At 72.4% G+C, this 22,305-nt stretch carries 21 protein-coding genes; 13 read left to right on the forward strand and 8 right to left on the reverse strand.

Annotation, left to right across the window (positions count from 1 at the left end):
* Position 1: 1 nt before the first annotated feature.
* Genes ETU37_RS05640 through ETU37_RS05650 form a run of 3 tightly spaced genes read left to right on the forward strand, consistent with a single transcriptional unit; the run spans position 2 to position 2,821 of the window.
* Positions 2-736 (forward strand): (Fe-S)-binding protein, encoded by a 735-nt coding sequence (locus ETU37_RS05640; RefSeq protein ID WP_129986191.1) that lies wholly within the window; start codon positions 2-4, stop codon positions 734-736.
* 59 nt (positions 737-795) lie between these two features.
* Complete coding sequence (locus ETU37_RS05645; protein ID WP_129986229.1) at positions 796-2,214, forward strand: lactate utilization protein B; 1,419 nt, start codon at positions 796-798, stop codon at positions 2,212-2,214.
* Positions 2,198-2,821, forward strand: coding sequence for a LutC/YkgG family protein (locus ETU37_RS05650; protein ID WP_129986193.1), 624 nt, complete (start codon positions 2,198-2,200; stop codon positions 2,819-2,821). The genes ETU37_RS05645 and ETU37_RS05650 overlap by 17 nt, the downstream gene beginning before the upstream one ends.
* 9 nt (positions 2,822-2,830) lie before the next feature.
* On the opposite strand, the gene ETU37_RS05655 is transcribed toward ETU37_RS05650, so the two are convergent.
* From ETU37_RS05655 to ETU37_RS05680, 6 genes are all read right to left on the reverse strand, one after another.
* A complete protein-coding gene (locus ETU37_RS05655; protein WP_129986195.1) occupies positions 2,831-4,114 on the reverse strand; it encodes a TRAP transporter large permease in 1,284 nt (427 codons plus the stop codon).
* The gene (locus ETU37_RS05660) at positions 4,111-4,683 is read right to left on the reverse strand and encodes a TRAP transporter small permease (protein WP_165372414.1); all 573 of its coding nucleotides are present in this window, start codon (positions 4,681-4,683) and stop codon (positions 4,111-4,113) included. Before ETU37_RS05660 ends, ETU37_RS05655 begins: the two co-directional genes overlap by 4 nt.
* A 101-nt stretch (positions 4,684-4,784) precedes the next feature.
* Complete coding sequence (locus tag ETU37_RS05665) at positions 4,785-5,828, reverse strand: DctP family TRAP transporter solute-binding subunit (RefSeq protein WP_129986199.1); 1,044 nt, start codon at positions 5,826-5,828, stop codon at positions 4,785-4,787.
* Between the two features lie 287 nt (positions 5,829-6,115).
* Positions 6,116-6,892 carry a GntR family transcriptional regulator gene (locus ETU37_RS05670; RefSeq protein ID WP_206053748.1) on the reverse strand — a complete coding sequence of 259 codons (777 nt, stop codon included), beginning with the start codon at positions 6,890-6,892 and terminating at the stop codon, positions 6,116-6,118.
* A 109-nt stretch (positions 6,893-7,001) separates the two neighbouring features.
* Positions 7,002-7,421 carry a carboxymuconolactone decarboxylase family protein gene (locus ETU37_RS05675; protein ID WP_129986201.1) on the reverse strand — a complete coding sequence of 140 codons (420 nt, stop codon included), beginning with the start codon at positions 7,419-7,421 and terminating at the stop codon, positions 7,002-7,004.
* Positions 7,418-8,416, reverse strand: a complete 999-nt coding sequence (locus ETU37_RS05680; protein WP_129986203.1) for an NAD(P)-dependent oxidoreductase — start codon at positions 8,414-8,416, stop codon at positions 7,418-7,420. The genes ETU37_RS05675 and ETU37_RS05680 overlap by 4 nt, the downstream gene beginning before the upstream one ends.
* Before the next feature lie 100 nt (positions 8,417-8,516).
* Here ETU37_RS05680 and ETU37_RS05685 point away from each other — a divergent pair, with 100 nt between their 5' ends.
* The 6 genes from ETU37_RS05685 (at position 8,517) to ETU37_RS05710 (ending at position 15,450) form a co-directional block, all read left to right on the forward strand.
* Positions 8,517-9,671: a CaiB/BaiF CoA transferase family protein gene (locus ETU37_RS05685; RefSeq protein ID WP_129986205.1), complete on the forward strand. Its 1,155-nt coding sequence runs from the start codon at positions 8,517-8,519 to the stop codon at positions 9,669-9,671.
* A 20-nt stretch (positions 9,672-9,691) separates the two neighbouring features.
* Positions 9,692-10,885, forward strand: coding sequence for an MmgE/PrpD family protein (locus ETU37_RS05690; protein WP_206053750.1), 1,194 nt, complete (start codon positions 9,692-9,694; stop codon positions 10,883-10,885).
* A 49-nt stretch (positions 10,886-10,934) separates the two neighbouring features.
* Positions 10,935-12,092 carry an acyl-CoA dehydrogenase family protein gene (locus tag ETU37_RS05695; protein WP_129986209.1) on the forward strand — a complete coding sequence of 386 codons (1,158 nt, stop codon included), beginning with the start codon at positions 10,935-10,937 and terminating at the stop codon, positions 12,090-12,092.
* A complete protein-coding gene (locus ETU37_RS05700) occupies positions 12,089-12,913 on the forward strand; it encodes an HTD2 family dehydratase (RefSeq protein WP_206053751.1) in 825 nt (274 codons plus the stop codon). The genes ETU37_RS05695 and ETU37_RS05700 overlap by 4 nt, the downstream gene beginning before the upstream one ends.
* A 108-nt stretch (positions 12,914-13,021) precedes the next feature.
* Positions 13,022-14,353: an MFS transporter gene (locus ETU37_RS05705; protein ID WP_129986211.1), complete on the forward strand. Its 1,332-nt coding sequence runs from the start codon at positions 13,022-13,024 to the stop codon at positions 14,351-14,353.
* Positions 14,350-15,450 (forward strand): M20 family metallopeptidase, encoded by a 1,101-nt coding sequence (locus tag ETU37_RS05710; RefSeq protein WP_165372415.1) that lies wholly within the window; start codon positions 14,350-14,352, stop codon positions 15,448-15,450. Before ETU37_RS05705 ends, ETU37_RS05710 begins: the two co-directional genes overlap by 4 nt.
* A gap of 13 nt (positions 15,451-15,463) precedes the next feature.
* Here the strand turns inward: ETU37_RS05710 and ETU37_RS05715 are convergent, their stop codons facing one another.
* Positions 15,464-16,999 carry an LLM class flavin-dependent oxidoreductase gene (locus ETU37_RS05715; protein WP_129986215.1) on the reverse strand — a complete coding sequence of 512 codons (1,536 nt, stop codon included), beginning with the start codon at positions 16,997-16,999 and terminating at the stop codon, positions 15,464-15,466.
* A gap of 72 nt (positions 17,000-17,071) precedes the next feature.
* On the opposite strand from ETU37_RS05715, the gene ETU37_RS05720 reads away from it, so the two are divergent.
* Positions 17,072-17,542, forward strand: coding sequence for a PPOX class F420-dependent oxidoreductase (locus tag ETU37_RS05720; RefSeq protein WP_129986217.1), 471 nt, complete (start codon positions 17,072-17,074; stop codon positions 17,540-17,542).
* Positions 17,543-17,593: 51 nt separating this feature from the next.
* A complete protein-coding gene (locus tag ETU37_RS05725; protein WP_129986219.1) occupies positions 17,594-18,925 on the forward strand; it encodes an MFS transporter in 1,332 nt (443 codons plus the stop codon).
* 83 nt (positions 18,926-19,008) lie between these two features.
* Here ETU37_RS05725 and ETU37_RS05730 read toward each other — a convergent pair whose 3' ends face one another.
* Positions 19,009-20,397 (reverse strand): cation:dicarboxylate symporter family transporter, encoded by a 1,389-nt coding sequence (locus ETU37_RS05730; RefSeq protein WP_129986221.1) that lies wholly within the window; start codon positions 20,395-20,397, stop codon positions 19,009-19,011.
* A gap of 117 nt (positions 20,398-20,514) precedes the next feature.
* On the opposite strand from ETU37_RS05730, the gene ETU37_RS05735 reads away from it, so the two are divergent.
* On the forward strand, positions 20,515-22,098 hold the full coding sequence (locus ETU37_RS05735) for a sensor histidine kinase (protein WP_240755562.1): 1,584 nt from the start codon (positions 20,515-20,517) through the stop codon (positions 22,096-22,098).
* The coding region (locus tag ETU37_RS05740) for a response regulator (RefSeq protein WP_129986223.1) at positions 22,095-22,305 on the forward strand (211 nt) is incomplete at its 3' end. The genes ETU37_RS05735 and ETU37_RS05740, both read left to right, overlap by 4 nt.

The following is a 22,305-nucleotide window of genomic DNA, read 5'->3' on the forward strand; positions in this document are numbered from 1 at the left end:
CATGCGGGTGGCGCTGATGGTGACGTGCCTCAACGACGCGCTGTTCCCCGACGCGGGGAAGGCGGTCGTGTCGCTGCTGCGTCGTGTCGGGGTCGACGTGGAGTTCCCGCAGGCGCAGACCTGCTGCGGGCAGCCGATGGTCAACACCGGCTACCTCGACGAGGCGGTGCCCGTCGTCCGCACCTTCGTCGACGCCTTCGCCGGCTACGACTACGTCGTCACGCCCTCCGGTTCCTGCGCCGGCTCGGCCCGGCACCAGCACGCGCTGGTCGCCCGGCGCTCGGGCGACAGCGGGCTGGAGACCTCGGTCGCCGAGGTGGCGCCGAAGGTCCTCGAGCTCACCGAGTTCCTCGTCGACGTGCTCGGCGTGACCGACGTCGGGGCGTCGTTCCCGCACACCGTCACCTACCACCCGACCTGCCACTCGCTGCGGATGCTCGGCGTCGGCGACCGGCCGCTCCGGCTGCTGCGCGAGGTGCGGGGCATCCGGCTCGTGGACCTGCCGCAGGCCGAGTCGTGCTGCGGCTTCGGCGGCACGTTCGCGGTGAAGAACGCCGACACCTCCATCGCGATGGGCTCGGACAAGGCCCGCAACGTCGTCGCGTCCGGCGCCGAGGTGCTCGTCGCCGGCGACTCGTCGTGCCTGATGCACATCGGCGGCCTGCTGTCGCGGCAGCGCAGCGGCATCCGGGTGATGCACCTCGCGGAGGTGCTGGCGATGAAGGAGGGAGGGTAGTGGTCTCGACAGGCTCGACCACCCGGGGCGGCTCGACCACCCGAGCGACCTTCGTCGGGATGCCGGCCTTCCCCGCGGCCGCCCGGACGGCGCTCGCCGACTCCCAGCTGCGCGCCAACCTCGCCCACGCCACGGGCACGATCCGGGCCAAGCGGCTCCACGTCGTGTCCGAGGTGGACGACTGGGAGGAGCTGCGGCTGGCGGGCGCGGCGATCAAGGACAACACCCTGCGCCACCTCGACGAGCACCTGCTCACGCTCGAGACCGCGCTCACCGCCCGCGGCGCCACCGTGCACTGGGCCCGCGACGCCCAGGAGGCCTGCCGGATCGTGGCGCGGGTGGCCAAGGACAACGCCGTCGACGAGGTCGTCAAGGTCAAGTCGATGGTCACCCAGGAGATCGGCCTCAACGAGGCGCTCGCCACCGAGGGCGTCGCGGCCTGGGAGACCGACCTGGCCGAGCTGATCGTGCAGCTCGGCGACGACCTGCCCTCGCACATCCTCGTGCCCGCGATCCACCGCAACCGCGCGGAGATCAAGGCGATCTTCGAGCGGTCGATGGCTGCCGCCGGCCGGCCCGCCCCCGACGACCTCACCGACGACCCGGCCCGGCTCGCGGAGGCCGCGCGGCTGCACCTGCGGGAGAAGTTCCTGCGGGCCCGGATGGCCGTCTCCGGCGCCAACTTCGCCGTCGCCGAGACCGGCACGCTGGTCGTCGTCGAGTCCGAGGGCAACGGCCGGATGTGCCTGACCCTGCCCGAGATCCTCGTGTCCGTCGTCGGGATCGAGAAGGTCGTGCCGACGTACGACGACCTCGACGTGTTCCTCCAGCTCCTCCCGCGGTCGTCGACGGGGGAGCGGATGAACCCCTACACCTCCACGTGGACCGGGGTCACGCCCGGCGACGGGCCGCAGCAGGTGCACGTGGTGCTGCTGGACAACGGCCGCACCCGGGCGCTCGCCGACGAGCTCGGCCGGCAGGCCTTGCGCTGCATCCGGTGCTCCGCGTGCCTCAACGTCTGCCCGGTCTACGAGCGCACCGGCGGCCACGCCTACGGCTCGGTCTACCCCGGCCCGATCGGCGCGATCCTCAACCCGCTGCTCAAGGGCGCGGGCCACGACCCGCAGACCGACTCGCTGCCCTACGCCTCCACGCTGTGCGGCGCGTGCTTCGAGGCCTGCCCGGTGCGCATCGACATCCCGTCGATCCTGGTCGACCAGCGCGCGAAGGTCGTCGACGCCCACCGCGGCCGCCCCTCGGTCACCGGCGTCGCGATGAAGGGAGCCGCCGCCACGCTCCGCACCGGACGCCGGCTCGGCCTCGCCGAGAAGCTCACCCCGCTCGGGCTCCGGGCCGCCCGCTTGCTCGGCGTCGCCCACCGCTGGACGTCCGCCCGCGACCTCCCGCCACCGGCGGCCGAGTCGTTCCGCGCCTGGTGGCAGCGCACCGACGGGGGCCGCGATGACGACCAAGCCTGACGCGCGGTCCGAGATCCTGGCGCGTGTCCGCGGCGCGCTCGCCGGCACCGACGTGGCGCCCGTGCAGGTGCCGCGCGGCTACCGGTCCCGACCGGAGCGGCTCGACCGCTCCGGGCTGCTGACGCGGTTCGTCGAACGGGTCGAGGACTACCGCGCCCAGGTCACCCGCTGCGCCGAAGCCGACGTGATCCGCACGGTCGCCTCGATCCTGCCGACCGGTGCCCGGGTCGTGCTCCCGCCCGGCCTGCTTTGGGACGTGCCGGGTGTCGCCGACGACGGGTTCACCGCCACCGACCTCGACGGGTACGCCGCCGTCGTCACCGCCGCCACCGTCGGCATCGCCGAGACCGGCACGATCGTGCTGACCCACGGGCCCGGCGAGGGCCGCCGCGCGCTGTCGCTGGTGCCGGACCTGCACGTGTGCGTGGTGCGTGCTGACCAGGTCGTCGCCGACGTGCCGGACGCCGTACGCCTGCTGGACGCGGAGTCCTACCGGGGCCGCCCGCAGACCTGGATCAGCGGGCCGTCCGCGACCAGCGACATCGAGCTCGACCGGGTCGAGGGCGTGCACGGCCCCCGCACCCTGCACGTCGTGCTCGTGTCCTGATCTCGCTGGTCACTCCAGGAGGACCTGGGTGAACCACGGGACGTAGGTGACCACCAGGAGTGCGCCGAGGAGCACGACGGCGGAGGGGATCGAGGCCTTCGCGACCCGCAACACGCTCATCCCGGACAGGCCGCTGGCGACGAACAGGTTGAGCCCGAGCGGCGGGGTGATCATGCCGATCTCCAGGTTCATCACCATGATGATGCCGAGGTGGATCGGATCGATGCCGAGCTCCATGGCGATCGGGAAGAGGATCGGCGCGAGGATGAGGATCGCGCTCGACGTCTCCATGAAGCACCCGGCGATGAGCAGGATGACCGTCACCATGGCGAGGAAGCTCCACGGTGCGAGGTCCAGCGACACCAGCGCCTCGGTGATGTCGTTGGGGATCCGCTCCGAGGTCAGCACGAACGAGAACAAGATGCCGTTGGCGATGATGAACATGACCATCGCCGAGGTCCGCGCCGACGCGAGCAGGATCGAGCCGAGGTCCTTGACCGTGATCTCCCGGTAGACGAACAACGAGATGATCAGCGCGTAGAACACCGCCATCGCCGCGGCCTCGGTCGGCGTGAAGAAGCCGCCGTAGATGCCGCCGAGCACGAACAGCGGGAGCAGCAGGCTCAGCGCCGCGTCGCGGAACGCGCGCACCTTCTCCTGCCTTCTCAGGACGAAGGCGTTCTCGCCCGAGCCGTAGCCGCGTCGCCGCGAGACGACGACGACCATCACGAGCAGCAGGGCGCCGGCGAACAGCCCCGGCACGATGCCCGCGATGAACAGGTCGCCGATCGACTGCTCGGTCGCGATCCCGTAGACGATGAGCGGGATCGACGGCGGGATCAGGATGCCGAGCGAGCCCGACGTCGCGATCAGGCCGGTGGAGAACTGCCGGTCGTAGCCGTTCCTGATCATGGCCGGGATCAGGAGCGTGCCGACCGCCACCACGGTCGCGGGGCTCGAGCCGGAGATCGCCGCGAAGAAGACGCACGACAGAACGGCGGTCATCGCGAGTCCGCCGCGGAAACCGCCGACGGCCGCGATCCCGACCTTGGTCAGGCGCTCGCTGATGCCGCCCCGGCTCATCAGGGTCGCGGCGAGCACGAAGAACGGGATCGCCATCAACGGGAAGGTGTTGAGCGCGTTGAACAGTGTCTCGGGCACCTGGGTGAGCGGGATGGTCGTGAAGTAGAAGAAGTAGACGAAGGTCGTGAGCCCGAGCGCCACCGCGATGGGGGCGGACGAGAAGAGCAGCGCGAAGAGCACCACCAGCAGGGCGATCGTGGCCTCGGTCACCGGTCGTCCTTCCGGTCGTCGGGGCGGTCGGTCTCACGAGTGGGCGGTAGCCGGTCCCCGGCGTCCGCCTCGGCGTCGAGGCCGAGCGCGGCGCCGCCCTCGGCCTCCAGCAGGGTCGCTGCGGAGCCTGGGTAGGGGTCCTGCCCCCGCAGCAGCCGCACCAGCACCTGGACGGTGCGCACGAACATCAGCGTCAGGCCGATCGGCACCGGCAGGGTCACCACCCACAGCGGCAGATCCATGGCCGGGGTGAGCGTGGCGCTCGAGCGCGGATCGAGGACCAGCGCCCAGGCGAACCAGCCGATGGCGCCGAGGTAGACCAGTGTCACCACGGTGGCGATCCCGGCCATGACCCGCTTGCCGCGCTCCTTGAGGAAGACCGCGATGACATCCACGTTGACGTGCTCGTTGTGGCGCAGCGTGACCACGGCGCCGAAGAACGTGGAGCAGATGACCAGGTAGATGATCGCCTCCTCCGACCAGAACAGGATCTGGTTGAACCCCGTCCGCAGGATCACGGCGACGATCGCGAGCACGGCCGCGGCCGCCAGGGAGCCGGCGGCCAGCACGTTCTCGACCTTGGCCAGTCCGTCATCGAGCGGGTGCGATGGACGAGTGGGCGCATGGTCGGGCCGTCCGGACCCGGGCGACCCCGTCCTTCCCGTCACGGTCACCGCTGGGCGAGGAGCTCGTCGACCAGGTCCTGGCCGATGACGTCGGCGTACTGCTTCCAGACCTTGGGCACGACGGCGTCCTCGAAGACCTGCCGCTGCTCGTCGGTCAGCTCGGTGATCTCCGTGCCGCCGGCCTTCTCGATGACCTGCTTCGCCTCGTCGTTCAGCTTCGCGGCGACCTCACGGTTGTACGTCGCCGCCTCCGCCGACGCGTCGTCGACACAGGTCTGCAGCTCCGCGGGCAGCGAGTCGTAGAACTCCTTGTTGATGGTGTGCACGTAGCCGATGTAGCCGTGGTCGGACTCGGTGATGTGCTTCTGCACCGTGTGCATGTTCTGCGACTCGATGTTGGAGTACGGGTTCTCCTGGCCGTCGATGACGCCCTGCTGGAGCGCGTTGTAGACCTCCGCGAACGCCATGGGCGTGGTCTCCGCGCTCCATTCCTCGAACTGGCTGCGCAGCACGTCCGACGGCTGGATCCGGAACCGCAGCCCGCGCAGGTCGCTAGGCTGCGTCATCGCGTCGTCGGAGGACAGCTGCTTGAGCCCGTTGTCCCACAGGCCGAGGACCTTGATGCCGCGCTTGGCCAGCTCCGGGTTCTCATAGATCGCCTTCCCGGCTGCGGTGTCGGGAGCCACGACCTTCGGGATGTCCTCGACCGAGTCGAAGAGGAACGGGAGGTCGAGGACCTGCAGCTGTGGGGCGATGGTGGTGAACTTGGCGCTCGCGGGGGCCAGCATCTGCACGGCGCCCGACTGCAGTGCCTGCAGCTCGTCCTCGTCGCCGTACAGCTCGGAGTTGGGGTACACCTCGACGCTGAGCTGGTCGCCGCAGGTCTCGTCCACGACCTTCGCGAAGCGCTCGGCCGCCTGACCCTTCGGCGTGTCCGGGGTGACGACGTGGCTGAACTTGATCGTGTAGCCGTCCTCGCCGCCCCCGTCGGCGCCGGCACCGCGGGCGCCGCAGGCGGTCGCCCCCAGTGCGAGGGTCAGGAGGGCGGCGGTGCTGAGGGCCGTGCGTGAGCGGGGCCTGCTGGTCATGTCCTTCTTCCCTTCCGGCGGTGGTGGCCGCCTGGCCGGGGAGTGACACGCTCGGGCGCGGCAGGGCCGGAGGCCCGAGACTCCTCCGGCGGCCCCGCCGATGCGTCCGGGACGCGAGCGGGCGAGACCATGTGCGAATAGGTACGGCCATATCTAAAAGGACTAGCCAAAGTGTGTCAACCGTCACCTGCGAGGACCGAGACGCGGGCTGCGAGACGGCTTCGGGAGGTCGGGAGGTTGGTCGGGGTCCGCGCGGTGGTCGACAGGGGAGGGCTGTCCCGGAACGGTCAGGGCGCCTCGGAGCCCCCGCGGCCGAGCCGCAGCCGGTGCGAGTAGTGCTCGGGGAGGTAGTCGCTGATCGCGAGCTCCACGGGCACGCCGGCCACGTCGATGTACAGCCGCTCGATGTGCAACAGGGGTGCACCGGGGGTGCAGCCGAGCAGCTCGGCCTGGCGGTCGCTCGCGGCGACGGCCGTGGTGACTTGCTCGGCCTCGGCGATGCGGGCGCCGCGTGACTCCAGCAACCCGATGATGGTGATGCCGCTGCGGTGCCCGGCCTCGACGAGCTCGGGCAGCGTGTCGAGCGTCGACCCGACCGCCGCCGGGAGGAGGACGCGGGTGGTGCAGAAGATCTCGCCGCGGTGCAGCCGCCGGAACAGCACGGAGTACATGGACCGCCCGGTCAGCTGCAGGCGTTCGGCGACCTCCTCGTCGAAGGTGCCGGTCAGCGGCTCGATGACCTCCAGCTCGGTGTCGAGGGTGAGGTTCATCAGGTCCTCGACCGAGCTGAACCGGCGCCGGTAGCGGGAGTCCTTCGGCGTCACGAAGGTGCCCCGGCCCGGCACCCGGAACACCAGGCCCTCCGACACCAGCTCGAGGAAGGCCCGGCGGACGGTCTGGCGGCTCAGGGAGAACGTCGCCGCGAGGGTCGCCTCGGTCGGCAGCGGCTGACCCTCGGCGAACCGGTCCTCGAGGATCGCCTCGCGCAGCGAACGGGCCAGCAGCCGGTAGCGGGACTCGCCCGGGTAGGGCGGCCGCATCGTCAGCGTGGGACTCGCGTTCATGCCGCTCCTGGGTCGGTCAGGGAGGGGTCGGTCCGGCCGGGCCGGACGGCCCGCCGGGCAAGTACATCACGCGGGGTGGCCACGTTCCCGGCTTCGCAGCCGGAGCCCGTCAGGCGCCCGACCCGCCCTCGTGGGCCTCGACCGTCGGCTCGAGCCCGGACGCTCCGACGACCTCGCGCCAGGCGTCGAAGCCGGTCTGGAACGCGACGATGCCCGCCTCCGGCAGTGCGATCTCGATGGCCTCCAGGATCTCGCGGGCGGTCACGCCGAGGTCGAGTGCGACCCGGATGTGGCTCTGGATGTGGCCCTTCGAGGCGCGCATCACCGTCAGGCTGACGATGAAGATCAGCTCCTTGGTGCGGCGGTCGAGCGTGCGTTGGTCGAGGTAGGCGGCCTCGACGAGGCCGTTGGTGGCCCGCAGCACCGGGAAGTCCTGAGCCGCCATCACCTTGTGGTAGTCGAGCACGTACCCGCGGGCGCGGGCCATCTCGTCGACGTAGTCCTGGGCGGCGGAGTGAGTGTCGGTCATCGGGGCGTCCTCTCGTCGTGGGCGGGTGCCGGGTCGGTCGTGGTCGCGCGCAGCGAGGTCGTGTTGACGTGCTCGACGTAGGTGACGAGCGCGGTGTGGTCGGGGCGCTCGGTGCCGGTCGCGGCCAGGTGCGCCCGGGCGGACCGCGCGAGCTCAACTGCCGCGGACGTGACCGGGATCGTGCTGCCGAGCTGGTCGGCGAGGTCGGCGGCGATGGAGAGGTCCTTGACCATCAGCTCGAGCTCGAAGCCGGACGCGAAGGTGCCGGTGAGGACGTGCCGGGGGTACTTGACCTCGGTCGCCTGGCTGCGTCCGGTGGAGGAGTTGAGCACGTCCAGCATCACCGCGGGCTCGATGCCGGCCCGCTGCGCGACCGACAGGACCTCGGCCGCGGCGGCGAGCTGGGTCGCGGAGAGCAGGTTGTTGAGCGCCTTCGCCGCGTGGCCGGAGCCCGCCGGTCCGACGGGGACGATCGTGGTCCCCAGCGGCTCCAGGTGAGGCCGCGCGGCCCGGACGTGGTCGGGCTCGCCGCCGACCATGATCGCGAGCTCGCCGGTCTCGGCCCGGGCGACGCCGCCGGACACCGGGGCGTCGACGTACCCGATGCCGCGCTGCGCGGCGAGGGCCGCGAGCCGACGGGTGCTCGCCGGCACCGACGAGCCGATGTCGACGACGAGCGCCCCTGGGGCCAGCGTGTCGAGCACGCCGTCGGCGAGCAGCACCTGCTCGACGATCGTGCTGGTCGGCAGCACGAGCACCACGACGTCGATGGGTGAGCCGTCGAGATCGGGCAGGGCGTCGAGGGACGGCAGGGGCGTCGCGCCACTGGCCGCGGCGACCCGCTGTGTCGTCGCCGCGTCGGCGTCGTGCACGACCGTGGGTCGGGTGGCGGCGTAGCGCCGCACCATCGGGGCGCCCATCCGGCCGAGTCCGACGAAGAGCGTGCGGCCTGGCAGCGCCCCGACTGGTCGTGTGGCGGGTGGTGGGCTGCTCATGGGACCTCCCGGAGCCGGTTGACACGTTGTGCGCTCATTTCTAATATGGCCGCACAAATCGGTCAAGGTTCGGTCCGACGCCTCGAGAGGAGGGCACCCGTTGCGACCTCTGGAGGGGCTCACGGTCGTCGCCGTGGAGCAGGCAGTCGCGGCACCGTTCGCCACCCGTCAGCTCGCCGACCTCGGCGCCCGCGTGGTCAAGGTGGAGCGTCCCGGACCCGGTGACTTCGCCCGGCAGTACGACGAGGCAGTGCGGGGGATGTCGAGCCACTTCGTGTGGCTGAACCGGTCCAAGGAGTCCGTCGCCCTCGACCTCAAGGACGCGCGGGACCGGTCGGTCCTCGACCGGCTGCTCGAGCGCGCCGACGTCTTCGTGCAGAACCTCGCCCCGGGCGCCGCCGAACGCCTCGGTCTCGGCGCGACCGCGCTGCGCGAACAGCACCCGCGGCTCGTGCACTGCTCGATCTCCGGCTACGGGACCGGTGGGCCGGTGACGCGCAAGAAGGCCTACGACCTGCTCGTGCAGTGCGAGGCCGGCGTGGTCTCGGTGACCGGAACGCCCGACGATCCGGCCAAGGTCGGGATCCCCGTCGCCGACATCGCGGCGGGGATGTACGCCTACTCGGGCATCCTCACCGCCCTCTTCCGGCGGGAGCGCACCGGCGAGGGCGCGACGCTGGAGGTGTCGATGCTGGAGGCGCTGGCCGAGTGGGTCGGCTTCCCGCTCTACTACGCCCTGTACGGCGGGTCGCCCCCGCCGCGCAGCGGGGCGGCCCATGCCGCCATCGCGCCGTACGGCCCCTTCGCCTGCGGCGACGGCCGCCAGGTGTTCCTCGGCGTCCAGAACGAGCGCGAGTGGACGGTGTTCTGCGCCGACGTGCTGGGCCGGCCCGAGCTCGCCGCCGACGAGCGGTTCTCCACCAACAGCCTTCGCGTCACGCACCGCGACGACCTCGGCGCCGTCGTCGCCGCCGCCTTCGCCGGGCTCTCCGGCGACCAGGTGGTGGAGCGGCTGGACGCGGCGGCGATCGCCAACGCGCGGCTCCGCGACGTGACCGAGCTCGGTGACCATCCGCAGCTCGCCGCCCGCGACCGGTGGCGCACCGTCGGCTCCGAGGTGGGCGACCTCCGCGCCCTGCTGCCACCCGCGACCCTGGAGGGCGACGAGCCGGTGATGGGCCCGGTCCCCACGGTCGGCCAGCACACCGACGCGATCCTCGCCGAGCTCGGCCTCGACGCCGGGGAGGCATGGTGAGCACCCGGGGGAGCACCGCGGTGAGCACGGCGGCGGACCTCGCGTGCTGGGCGGTCGGCCACCGGCCCTCCGCCGACGACCTCGCACTCGCCGACCGGGCACTTCTCGACACCGTCGCGGTCGCGCTCGCCTCGCACGCCGAGCCGGTGCACCGGGTGACGGCGCCGCTGTCGGAGGCGGCGCGGTGGGCGGTGGCCGCTCACGTCCTCGACTTCGACGACCTGCACATGCCCACCACCACCCACATCAGCTCGGTCTGCGTCAGCGCTGCCCTGGCGACCGGGTCGGGAGGCCCGGGCTACCTGGCCGGCGCGGGTGTGATGGCGCGGGTCGGCACCCTGCTCGGGTGGCGGCACTACGCGGCCGGCTGGCACGCGACCACGACGACCGGGGCGCTGGCCGCGGCGGCGACCGGCGCGTCCGCCCACGGCCTCGACGAGGACGGCACCGCTCGCGCGCTGGCGCTCGCGGTACCCGCCGCAGGGGGCGTGCAGCGCGCGTTCGGCACGGACGCGAAGTCGCTGCAGGTCGGCCTCGCCGTCGAGGCCGGGCTGCGCGCCGCCGACCTCGCTGCCGCCGGCGCCGGCGCCGACACCGGTGCGGTCGACACGTGGCTGACGTTGCTCGGGGGCGAGCCCGGGCCGGTGTCCGACGACGGGCCGGCGGTCCCGGATGGTCTCGCCGTCAAGATCCATCCCTGCTGCTACGCCCTGCAGCGCCCGATCGCCGCGGCAGCGTCGCTGCGCGACCAGGTGGATCCCGCGACGGTGGACCGGATCGTCGTGCGCGCCCTGGCGGGCACCACCACACCCCTGATCCACCACCGCCCGCGCACCGGGCTGCAGGGCAAGTTCAGCCTGGAGTACGCCGTGGCGGCCGCGTTGCTCGACGAGCACGCCGGCTTCGCCACCTTCACCGACGAGGCCGTCCTGCGGCCCGAGGCGCAGCGGCTCCTCGCGCGCGTCGAGGTGGATCTCGTCCCTGGCGGTGACTGGCTGCTCGCCGGCGAGACCGAGGTGGACGTGCACGGCAGTGACGGCGTGCGCCGGGCTGTGCTCGACCTGCCGCCGGGGTCACCGAGGCGACCCCCGACCGGCGCCCAGCTCGACCGCAAGCTCGTCGACTGCCTGGCCGGGCTCGACGTGTCGCCCGCCGACATCGACTGGTCGGGTGCCGCCGACCTGCTGCGCCGGCTGCTGCCACGTCCCGCGTAGGACGCCGCGCCCCCCGCCGTACCCACTCGCACAAAGATCGGAGCGCCCCATGGAAGGACTTCCCGAGGAGGAGCGGGCGATCGTCGAGCTGGTCCGCGAGTTCGTGGACACCTCGGTCAAGCCCGTCGCTCACGACCTCGAGCAGGCGAACACCTACCCCGAGGCGCTCATCGATGCGATGAAGGAGATGGGGGTCTTCGGCCTGGCCGTGCCCGAGCCGTGGGGCGAGGCCAGTGTCAGCGCCTCCTGCTACGTGCTCGTGACCGAGGAGCTGGCCCGCGGCTGGATGAGCCTGGCCGGTGCGATGGGCGGGCACACCGTGGTGGCCAAGCTGATCCTCGACCATGGCACCGCGGAACAGAAGGACACCTATCTGCCCCGGTTGGCGACCGGCGAGCTGCGCGCGACCATGGCGCTCACCGAGCCGGGCGGTGGCTCGGATCTTCAGGCGATGCGCACCACTGCGCGCCAGGTGGGCGATCATTACGTCGTCAACGGGTCGAAGACCTGGATCACCAACGCCCGCAGGGCCGGGCTGGTCGCTCTGCTGTGCAAGACCGACCCGCGGGCCGAGCCCGCCCACCGCGGCATCAGCATCCTTCTCGTGGAGAAGGGCGAGGGCTTCGAGGTCTCCCGCGACCTGCCGAAGCTCGGCTACAAGGGGGTGGAGAGCTGCGAGCTCTCCTTCGACGACATGCGCGTGCCTGTCGGGGCGCTGCTCGGCGAGAAGGAGGGCGCCGGCTTCGGCCAGATGATGCGTGGCCTCGAGATCGGGCGGCTCCAGGTGGCCGCGCGGGCCCTCGGGGTCGGCCGGGCGGCGCTCGAGGACAGCCTGCGCTACGCCCAGGAGCGGGAGAGCTTCGGCGTCCCGATCTGGAAGCACCAGTCGATCGGCAACTACCTCGCCGACATGGCCACGCAGCTCCTCGCCGCTCGGCAGCTCACGCTGGCTGCCGCGCGCAGGTACGACGCGGGCGAGCGGGCCGACATGGAGGCCGGGATGGCCAAGCTGTTCGCCTCCGAGACGGCCATGAAGATCGCGCTGGACGCGGTGCGGATCCACGGTGGCTACGGCTACTCGACCGAGTTCGACGTGGAGCGCTACTTCCGCGACGCGCCGCTGATGATCGTCGGCGAGGGCACCAACGAGATCCAGCGCACCGTCATCGCCCGGCAGCTGGTGAAGCGCGGCAGCGTGGCGCCGTGAGCGAAGACGTGGCCGCCGAGGCGACCCGCGAGGAGGTGCTCGCCGCCGAGCCCGCCGAGGGGCTCGCCGCCCTGCTCGACCTGCCGACGGGCGGGATCGCCGCCGGCGTGGAGCTGCCGCCACTGTGGCACTGGGTCTACCTGCTCGAGCGGCGCGCGCAGCGTGACCTGGGACCGGACGGCCATCCCATGTCGGGTGTGCCGGCACCGCCCGGCCCAGGCCGCCGTCGGATGTTCGCCGGCGGGCGGGTGCTGCACGTGCGCCCGCTGGTGCTCGGCCGGCCCGCCGTCCGCCGTACCCGCCTGCTGAGCACCCAGGCGAAGGCCGGCCGCACCGGCCCCCTGACCTTCGCGACGGTGCGCAGCGAGATCCACCAGGACGGGCGGCTCGCCGTCGTCGACGACCAGGACATCGTCTACCGCGCGCCCGGCGGGTCGCTGCCGCCGGCCGAGCCGGGGCCCGGCCCCGTCGCCGACCCGCCGCGGCTCGACCTCGACGTCGACGCCCGGCTGCTCTTCCGCTTCTCCGCCCTGACCTACAACGCGCACCGGATCCACTACGACCGCGAGTTCGTGGCGCAGGAGGGCTACGACGACCTCGTCGTGCACGGCCCGCTGCAGGCGCTGATGATCGCGGAGCTCTTCCGTCGCCACGGCGTCGAGCTGCGCGGCCGGGAGCTCGGCTACCGTCTTGTCGCCCCGATGACCGGTGCCCAGCGCCTCACGGTCACCGGCGACCTGGCCGGGGCAGAGCCCACTGCCGACGTGTTCGGCGCGGCCGGCAGCGTGACCGCGACGGGCCGGCTCAGGGCCCCCGGCTGACGCCGGCCGTCGGCGTCGGAACGGTCTGGACCACCCCGCCGCGGAACCGGTTTCATGCCGCGACCAGTGGGCACGGTCACACCGAGTCCCCTGTCTCGGAGGAGCAACATGTCCACATCGAGCGACCCCACCGCCCCTGCGGCCGGCGGCACCACCCGCGACGACACGCAGGCGCCGCACAAGCTTCCGGTCCGGACCCTCATCGCGGCCAGCGTCGGCAACGCGGTCGAGTGGTACGACTGGACCGTCTACGCGACGTTCTCGATCTACTTCGCCACCCAGATCTTCCCGGCGGAGAACGAGTCGCTCGCGTTCATCGGCACCTTCGCCACCTACGCCCTCGCGTTCTTCTTCCGCCCGCTCGGCGGCATGCTGCTCGGGCGGTACGCCGACCTCAAGGGTCGCAAGCAGGCGATGCTGCTGACGATCGCGCTGATGGCCGGCGGGTCGATGGTGATCGCGATCCTGCCGACCTACGGCCTCGTGGGCTGGCTGGCGCCGATCCTGCTGCTGCTCGCGCGGATCGCGCAGGGCATGTCGCTCGGCGGCGAGGTGTCCAACGCGTCGGCGTACCTCGCCGAGATCGCTCCTCCCGAGCGCCGCGGCCGGTACTCCTCGTTCTTCTACATCTCGACCGGCTCGGCGGTGCTGATCGCGTCGCTGCTCGGTGCCGCGCTCGCGTCGACGATGTCCGACGACGCCCTGGCCAGCTGGGGCTGGCGGGTTCCGTTCGTCGTCGGCGGCCTGCTCGGTCTCGTCGGCCTGTGGCTGCGCAAGGACATGGCGGAGACCGAGCAGTACGAGGAGAACGCCGAGAAGGCCCGGGCGATCAAGAACCCGCTGTGGCTCACGCTCCGCGACCACCCCAAGTCCGTCGCGCAGCTCATCGGCTTCACCCTGCTGAGCACGCTCTGCTACTACACGTTCTTCTCCGCGCTGACGCCGTACGCCGTCACCGGCCAGGGCCTCGACGACGGCATGGTGTTCTGGGCGCTGTCCATCGCGACCGCGTTCTTCGTGATCCTGCAGTACCCGTTCGGCTGGACCGCCGACCGGTTCGGCCGCAAGCCGCAGATGCTCGTGTGGTCCGGCGCGATCGCGCTGCTGATGGTCCCGGTGTCCAAGCTGATCGTGCCCGGTGCGTCGTTCGGCGCGGTGCTGCTGGTGTTCAGCTTCGGCCTGTGCCTCTACCCGATGCTGAGCTCGATCGCGCCGGCGATCATGAGCGAGCTGTTCCCGACCGAGCTGCGCGGCCTGGGCATCGGTGCCTGGTACAACCTGACCGTCGCGATCTTCGGTGGCACGGCGCCGCTGGTGATCCAGTGGCTCGGTGGCGCCGGTCGCGGTGACTGGTTCTTCATCTACGTCTCGGTCGGCGCGGCGATCGCGTTCGTCGCGACGCTGACGCTGCCGGAGACCAAGGGGTCGGTCCTCAAGTGAGCCGGGCGACCGACCTGCTGGCCGAGCTGGTCCGGGCCGACACCGTCGGCGCCCGCGAGGAGGGGCTGGCCCAGCGCTGCGCCGAGATCCTGGAGAAGTCCGGGTTCGCGGGACGGTGGCTGGACTTCGAGCCCGAGCGGGAGCAGTACGTCGCCCGCGCCGGCTCGGGCGACGGCCCGCCGCTGACCTTCACCGGCCACCTCGACGTCGTCCCCGTGTCCCGTGGCGACTGGAGCGTCGACCCGTTCGCGGCGGAGGTCGACGGCGACCGGATGGTCGGCCGCGGCACGTCGGACATGAAGTCCGGCGTCGCGGCGCTCGTTGACGCGGTCGCCGACCACGCGTCGCGGCCGCACGACTGCCGCGGCGTCCAGGTCGTGCTGACCTCGGGCGAGGAGACCGGCTGCACCGGCGCGCTCACCATCCCGCGCGACGCGGTCGTCGGCGGTGGGCCTCTGGTCGTGGCCGAGCCGACCCGCAACGCGCTGGTGCCCGGGCACAAGGGCGCGCACTGGATGCGGCTCAACGCGACCGGCAAGGCCGCCCACGGCTCGGCGCCCGAGCTCGGCGACAACGCCGCGGTCAAGATCGCCCGCGCCGCCGTCGCCCTGCACGACCACACGTCCTGGCCCGAGGGCATCACCGCCAACGTCGGTGTCGTGCGCGGCGGCGTGCAGACCAACGTCGTGCCCGACGCGGCCGAGCTGTACCTCGACATCCGCACCGTCCCGTCCGCGCAGGGCGACGCGATCCGGTCCGCGGTCCGCGAGGTCGCCGGCGGCGACGTCACGGTCGAGGACCACGTCGTGCTGCCGCCGGTGGACACGGCTCGCGACGACCCGTTCGTCGCGCTGGTCGGCGAGGCGCTGGTCGCGGCCGGTCTCGACGGCGCCCCGGTCGAGACGGCCCGCTACTTCACCGACGCCTCCGCGCTCGGCCCGCTGATGGAGCAGGGCGCGGTCACCCCGACCGTCGTGCTCGGCCCGGGCGAGCCGGAACAGTGCCACGTCGCCGACGAGTGGTGCTCGCTGGCGCGGGTCGACGAGGCGGTGGCGGTCTACGCGGAGCTGCTCGACCGGTGGTGCCGCGGCGCCTGAGGCAAGGCTCGCGTCACTGCAGCCCGTGCCGGGCCAGCGGGTCGACGAGCTGCTCCTCCTCGTAGGCCAGGTGGGACAGCAGCGTGTCGGTCAGCAGGTCGACGGCGCGCCGTACCCCCGACACGTCCTGGTCCGGGTCGCCGACCATCGCGACCAGGGCTCGGTCGACCTGCTCGAGCACGTCGTGGATGGCGTGGTGCTCCTCCTGCAGCCGTTCGACGACCGGCGCGATGCGCGGCTCGAGCCGGCGCAGCCGCGGGAACATCGACACGTCCTCAAGCGTGTGGTGCGTGGTCACGACGCGGCAGTAGGACTCGCAGTAGGTGCCGAGCGTCCAGCTGTTCTGCCGCATCGTCATCTGGTTGATCGCGGTGCGCGCGGCGCCGACGCCGAGCTGGCCCTGTGCCACCTGGTCGATGAGGTCGCGCAGCTGCGCGAGCTCCGCCCGCAGGTGGTCGTGCACGTCGATGAGGTGCCGGCTCTGCTGTCGCCCGCTGTCGTCGTACGTCGCGTCGGCGGGAGCGGCGACGCGGGGCCGGGTGGTCTCGTCCCAGGGCAGGCCGTCGGACAGCAGACGCTCGGGCGGCGGGGTCGGTGTCACGCCGAGGACGGTGCCGCTGCTGGTCGCCTGCGCTCCGGGCGCCGGCGCGGCACCGACGGGCTCGGGGGAGCGCGTGCCCGGCAGCAGCCGCTCGGCCTCCACCAGCTCCCGCACCGCCGGCGCGATCTCCTCGGCGAACGCGCGCAGCGCCCGGTCGTCGCCGAGGTCGACGGCCAGCACGAAGTGCGACATGCCCTCCTCCAGCGCCAGCTCGGCGAGTTGCTCGACCCACGCCTCTGTCGTGCGGGCGAAGTCGGGGGAGAGGTTGTAGAGCCGCACGACGTCCGCGGGGTCGCGACCGGCGGCGAGGGCGGCCTCGTCGATGACCTTGTTCGCGGCGGCGAGGTCGGCGGGCGGGAGGTACCCGCTCGACGGGAGCCACCCGTCGGCGACACGACCGGTCAGGCGCAGCATGCGCGGCTTGTAGGCGCCGAGGTAGATGCCGAGGTCGTGCACCGGGAACGGCCCGGACTTCGCGCCCTCCAGCGAGTAGTGCGTGCCCTCGAGCCGCGGCGTGCGGCCGGGCGTCCAGAGCGCGCGGATGACGTCGACCGCCTCCGCGAGGGCCTCGACGGCCTCGCCCGCCGTACGACGGGGGCCGCCGAGCGCGGCGATCGCGTCCCAGAACGCGCCCGCACCGAGGCCGAGCTCGGCGCGCCCGTTGCTCAGGATGTCGAGCGTGGCCGCGGCACGGGCCAGCACGGCCGGCGGCCGCAGCGGGAGGTTCGCGACGTTCGGGAACAGGTGCACCCGCTCGGTGTGCGCGGCCAGGTGCGTGAGCAGGGTCCAGGTGTCCAGGAACGCCGGCTGGTACGGGTGGTCCTGGATGCTCACCGAGTCGAGGCCCAGCACGTCTGCGGTCACGGCCGTCCGGACGACCTGGTCGTGGGCGTCGGCCGTCGGGGTGACGAAGACGCCGAACCTCGGCTCGTGTCCGTAGTCCGGCACGGGACCTCCTTGGTGGGTGCGTCGGGTGAACGCCGACGGTTGCCGCTCGATTCCCTCGGGTACGACGGGGACGTGCCCAAGATCGCCACCGCCGACCGCGTCGAGCGCGACGAGCTGCTCGACTTCGCCCGCACCCGCCACCGGCTCACCCTCGTCACCACCAAGCGTGACGGCCGCCCGCAGATGTCCCCGGTGGCCGGCGGCGTCGACGCCGAGGGCCGCATCGTGGTCTCGACGTACCCCGACCGGGCCAAGGCCCGCAACCTGCGCCGCGACCCGCGCGCCTCGGTGCTGGTGCACTCCGACGACTGGAACGGCCCCTACGTCCAGGTCGACGGGACCGCCGAGGTGCTCGACATGCCGGGCCAGGAGGCCGAGGACGGCCTCGTGGAGTACTTCCGGTGCATCTCCGGCGAGCACCCCGACTGGGACGAGTACCGCCAGGCCATGCGCACGCAGGGCAAGTCCCTGATCCGGATCACCGTCGAGTCCTGGGGTCCGGTGGCGACCGGCGGCTTCCCGGCCGACCGGGTGCCTGACTGAGCCATCCGCTCCACCGGGAACAACCCCGCCGGCAGGCGGGTTGAGCCGACGATGTCCGAGTCCACCGACGCCCGTCGTCTGTCCCTGCTGGTCGGGGTGCTGTTCGGCCTGGCCGGCTTCGGCAGCGCCTCGGCCGCGATCGTCCTGCCCGTCCTCGCCGACGACCTCGGCGTCAGCACCGGCGTCAGCGTGTGGGCGGTCAGCCTCTACGCGCTGTTCCTGGCCGTCGCGACCGCCGTCTACGGACGGGTGTCCGACCTGGTCGGGGTCCGCACGCCGTTCACCGTCGGCATCGTGCTCATGACGGTGGGGGCCGTCGCCGGCGCGCTCGCCCCGTCGTTCGGCGTGCTGCTCGCCGCCCGCGTCCTGCAGGGCGCCGGCGCGGCGGCGGTGCCGACGCTGGGGATCGCCGCGATCACCGCGCGGTACGGCGGGGACGTGAGGACCATGGCGCTCGGCCGGGTCGCCGGGCTCGCCGCGGCCGTCAACTGTCTCGGCCCGCTCGCCGGTGGTGCGGTGGAGGCCGTGCTGGGCTGGCGCGCCGTGATCGCGCTGCCCGTGGCCGGGATCGCCCTGCTGCCGTTGCTGTGGCGCTACCTGCCGACCGGGGGCACCCGGGCGCGGCTCGACGTGGTCGGCGCGGTGCTCGTGGCCGCGACCTCGGGCGGGCTGATCATGCTCGTGCAGTCGCCCTCGACCGGTGCCACCGTCGCCCTCGTCGGCGGCCTGCTGCTCGTGCTGGGCGTGCCGGCCGTGTCGTTCTGGGTGCGCCGCCGGCCGCACGGCTTCCTGCCGCTGTCCGTGCTGAGCAACGGCACCGCCCTGCGCAGCGCGGTGGCCGCGTCCAGCGTCCCGGCGGCGTGGTTCGCGCTGCTGATCTCGGTGCCGACTGTGCTCATCACCGTCGGCTGGGAGCCCTGGCAGGTCGGCCTCGCGCTGCTGCCCAGCGTGGTCACCGGGCTCCTCGCTCCCCGGCTCTCCACCCCCCTCGTCACGAGGCTCGGTGCCTCGCTCGCGCTCGTGCTGTCCGGCCTGACGGCCGTCGCCGCGCTCGGCGTGGCCGCCGTCGGCGCCGAGCTGCACTCGGCGACGGTGCTCGTGCTGGCGGTGGTGACCGTGACCTTCGCGTTCGGTGTCGGCCAGCCCGCGCTGATGACCGTGGTGAGCAACGTGGTCGCGCCCGACGTGCGGGGTGTCGCGCTGGGGCTGGCGACGCTGATGTTCCTGGCCGGCGGCAGCGTCGGCTCGGCCGTCGTCGGCGGGCTCGCGCACTCGCTCGGCATGCCCGGCAGCCTGGTGCTGCTCGGCCTGGTGCTGCTCGGCTTGATCTGGCCGGCGGGCCGGCTCGTCCTCGCCGGACGCGCAGCGCCGGAAGCCGACTAGCCCGCGACCCCGTCATACCGATATCGGTAGTCCGACCGTGACCCATGGGTCACGCGTGGACTACCGACATCGGTAGCTGGCGGTCAGACCTTGGAGGGCTGCCGCGCGTCCTCGGCCGGGCTCGCTGCGGGCCGGTCGGTGGCGTCGTCGTCGTCGATCATGGTGCGCTCGTCGAACGGGTCGTCGCCGGCCAGCACCCGGTCGAGCCGGTGCTTGTCGAGCGACTGGGTCCAGTGGCCGATGATGACCGTGGCCACCGAGTTCCCGGCGAAGTTCGTCAGCGCCCGCGCCTCGGACATGAACCGGTCGATGCCGACGATCAGGCCCACGCCGTCGAGCAGCTCGGGGCGGTGCGACGAGAGGCCGCCGGCCAGCGTGGCCAGGCCCGCGCCGGTGACACCGGCGGCGCCCTTCGAGGCGATGATCATGAACACCAGCAGGGAGATCTGCTCGCCGATGCTCAGCGGGTCGCCCAGCGCCTCGGCGATGAACAGCGAGGCCATGGTCAGGTAGATCGCCGTACCGTCGAGGTTGAAGGAGTACCCGGTCGGGACGACCACGCCGACGGTCGTCTTCTCCACGCCGGCGTGCTCCATCTTCGCGATCAGCCGCGGCAGCGCCGACTCCGACGAGGACGTCGAGAGGATCAGCAGGAACTCGCGGCCGAGGTACTTGAGCAGGGAGAAGATGTTGACGCCGGTCGTCACCTTGAGCAGCGCGCCGAGGATGACGAACACGAAGATGGCGCAGGTGGTGTAGAAGCCGACCATGATCACGGCCAGGCTCTTCAGGGCGTCGAGGCCGGTCTCGCCGACGACCGCGGCGATCGCGCCGAACGCGCCGATCGGGGCGGCCCACATGATCATCGCGAGCACGCGGAACACCACGCGCTGGAGGTGGCCGATGCCGACCAGGATCGGCTCGCCGGCCCTGCCCATCGCCTGCAGCGCGAAGCCGACCAGCAGCGCGACCAGCAGCGTCTGCAGCACCTCGCCGTCGGTCAGCGCGGAGAACAGCGTCGTCGGGATGATGCCCAGGATGAAGTCGGTCGTGGTGCCCGCCTCGCCGGCCTGCTCCTTGCCGGCCGCCGCGAGGTCGGAGGTCAGGTTGAGACCCGCGCCCGGGTGCAGGATGTTGCCGACCACCAGACCGATCGCCAGCGCGAACGTCGACATCGTGAGGAAGTAGGCCAGCGCGAGACCGCCCACCTTGCCGACGCTGGCGGCACTGCGCACCGAGCCGACGCCCAGGACGAGCGTGCAGAAGATGACCGGCGAGATCATCATCTTGATGAGGTTGACGAAGGCCTCGCCGATCGGCTTCAGCTTCACCGCGAAGTCGGGCGCGACGAAGCCCACGATGATGCCGAGCAGCACGGCGGCGATGACCGCGAGGTACAGGTAGTGGGTGCGGTCACGACGTCCGGCGGGCGGCGTGGTCGACGAGGTGTCGGGGGATGGCTGGTGTGCCATGGTTCCTCCAGCATCGGTGCCCCAGCAGGGCAGAGGAGTGGGACGGGCTCCGCTGAGCGTCCTACCCACCTGTGACCGCCGTCACGCTTCTGTACGTTGTGTTCACGAGGAGGCACGGTGAGGTCGCGCGAACGGTCGCTGGCGCAGCAGATCTTCGTGCTGCAGCTTCTGGCGGTCGTGCTCGTGGTGGTCGTCGCGGTGGTGCTGGCGTACGTCGACGCGAGGCGCGACCAGCTCGAGTCCGCCCGGCTGCGCTCGGTGAACATCGCCGAGGCGGTCGCCGACGCGCCCGACGTGGTCCGCGCGCTGGACGAGCCCGACCCGACGCGCGCGATCCAGCCGTACGCCGAACGCGTCCGCAGCGACACCCGCACCGACTTCGTCGTCGTGATGGGCCTGGACCGCACGCGGTACTCGCACCCCGACGTGTCCCAGCTCGGCAAGCCGTTCATCGGCGACCTCGGCGGCGCGCCCGAAGGGCGGGTGTTCACCCAGGAGTACACCGGCACGCTCGGCCCCTCGATGCGCGCGGTCGTGCCGGTGCGCGACGGTGCCCGCGGCGAGGTCGTGGCGCTGGTCTCGGTCGGCATCACCCTCGAGCGGATCGACCGGGCGCTGGAGCAGCGGCTGCTGCCGATCGGGCTCGCGGCCGTCGCCGTGCTCGGGCTGGGTGCGGCCGGCGCCGCGCTGATCAGCCGGCGGCTGCGGCGGCAGACCCACGGCCTCGGCGCCGCCGAGATCACCCGCATGTACGAGTACTACGACTCGGTCCTGCACGCGGTCCGCGAGGGGATGCTGCTCGTCGACGTCGACGACCGCGTGCAGCTCGTCAACGACGAGGCGCACCGCCTGCTCGGCCTGCCGGACGACGCGGTCGGCCGGAGCCTTGACGAGCTCGGCCTGCCCGACGGGCTCACGCGCTCGTTGCTCGCCGGTGACGCCGGACCGGACGAGATCCACCTCGTGGCCGACAAGGTGCTGCTGGTGAACCAGGCCGACGCCCACTGGCAGGGACGCGACGTCGGCTCGGTCGTCACGCTCCGCGACCACACCGAGCTGCGGGCGGTGTCCGGCGAGCTGGACACCGTGCGCAGCCTCGCCGAAGCACTGCGGGCGCAGAACCACGAGGCCAGCAACCGCCTGCACACCGTCGTGTCGCTGATCGAGCTCGGCCGGGTCGACGAGGCTGTCGCCTTCGCCACCGAGGAGCTCGAGACCGCGCAGCTGATCACCGACGTCGTCGTCGGGTCGGTCGAGGAGCCCGTGGTCGCGGCCGTGCTGCTGGGCAAGTCGGCCCAGGCGGCCGAGCGCGGCATCGACCTCGTGATCGACGAGGACACCGCCGTCAGCGGGCTTGCCGTCGAGCCGCGCGACGTCGTCACGATCCTCGGCAACCTGCTGGACAACGCCTTCGACGCGGTCGGGGCCACCGACGACAGGCAGGTGCACGTGCGCGTGCACGCCGACGCCGACACCCTCGAGGTCGACGTCGACGACAGCGGTGCCGGGCTGCCGGAGGACGTCCGCGACCAGGTGTTCCGTCGCGGCTGGTCCACCAAGCGCGGCGACCAGGCGGTCGGCCGCGGCCTCGGGCTCGCCCTGGTGGGCCAGGTCGTCCGGCGGTACGGCGGCCGGGTCAGCGTCGAGGACTCCCCGCTCGGCGGCGCGCGGTTCACCGTGCGGATCGGGGAGCCGTCGTGACCTTCCGCGTGCTGGTCGTCGAGGACGAGGAGGTCGCCGCCGCTGCGCACGCGGCCTACGTCCAGCGCGTACCCGGCTTCAGCGTCGCCGGTGTCGCCCGCTCCGGAGCGGACGCCGTACGGCTGATGCGTGAGGGCGGCGTCGATCTCGTGCTCCTCGACATGCACCTGCCCGACGTACACGGGCTGGAGCTGCTGCAGCGCTTCC

Origin of the sequence: Nocardioides iriomotensis (assembly GCF_004168035.1) — a bacterium.
In the GTDB taxonomy this organism is placed as follows: Bacteria; Actinomycetota; Actinomycetes; order Propionibacteriales; family Nocardioidaceae; genus Nocardioides_B; species Nocardioides_B iriomotensis.

Bases quoted from the DNA above. Each gene is read 5' to 3' on its own strand.
- ETU37_RS05680 (WP_129986203.1), bottom strand. From the start codon at position 8,416: ATGAGCAGCCCACCACCCGCCACACGACCAGTCGGGGCGCTGCCAGGC.
- ETU37_RS05725 (WP_129986219.1), top strand. From the start codon at position 17,594: ATGTCCGAGTCCACCGACGCCCGTCGTCTGTCCCTGCTGGTCGGGGTG.
- ETU37_RS05640 (WP_129986191.1), top strand. From the start codon at position 2: ATGCGGGTGGCGCTGATGGTGACGTGCCTCAACGACGCGCTGTTCCCC.
- ETU37_RS05695 (WP_129986209.1), top strand. From the start codon at position 10,935: ATGGAAGGACTTCCCGAGGAGGAGCGGGCGATCGTCGAGCTGGTCCGC.
- ETU37_RS05705 (WP_129986211.1), top strand. From the start codon at position 13,022: ATGTCCACATCGAGCGACCCCACCGCCCCTGCGGCCGGCGGCACCACC.
- ETU37_RS05665 (WP_129986199.1), bottom strand. From the start codon at position 5,828: ATGACCAGCAGGCCCCGCTCACGCACGGCCCTCAGCACCGCCGCCCTC.
- ETU37_RS05730 (WP_129986221.1), bottom strand. From the start codon at position 20,397: ATGGCACACCAGCCATCCCCCGACACCTCGTCGACCACGCCGCCCGCC.
- ETU37_RS05650 (WP_129986193.1), top strand. From the start codon at position 2,198: ATGACGACCAAGCCTGACGCGCGGTCCGAGATCCTGGCGCGTGTCCGC.
- ETU37_RS05645 (WP_129986229.1), top strand. From the start codon at position 796: ATGCCGGCCTTCCCCGCGGCCGCCCGGACGGCGCTCGCCGACTCCCAG.
- ETU37_RS05670 (WP_206053748.1), bottom strand. From the start codon at position 6,892: ATGAACGCGAGTCCCACGCTGACGATGCGGCCGCCCTACCCGGGCGAG.
- ETU37_RS05675 (WP_129986201.1), bottom strand. From the start codon at position 7,421: ATGACCGACACTCACTCCGCCGCCCAGGACTACGTCGACGAGATGGCC.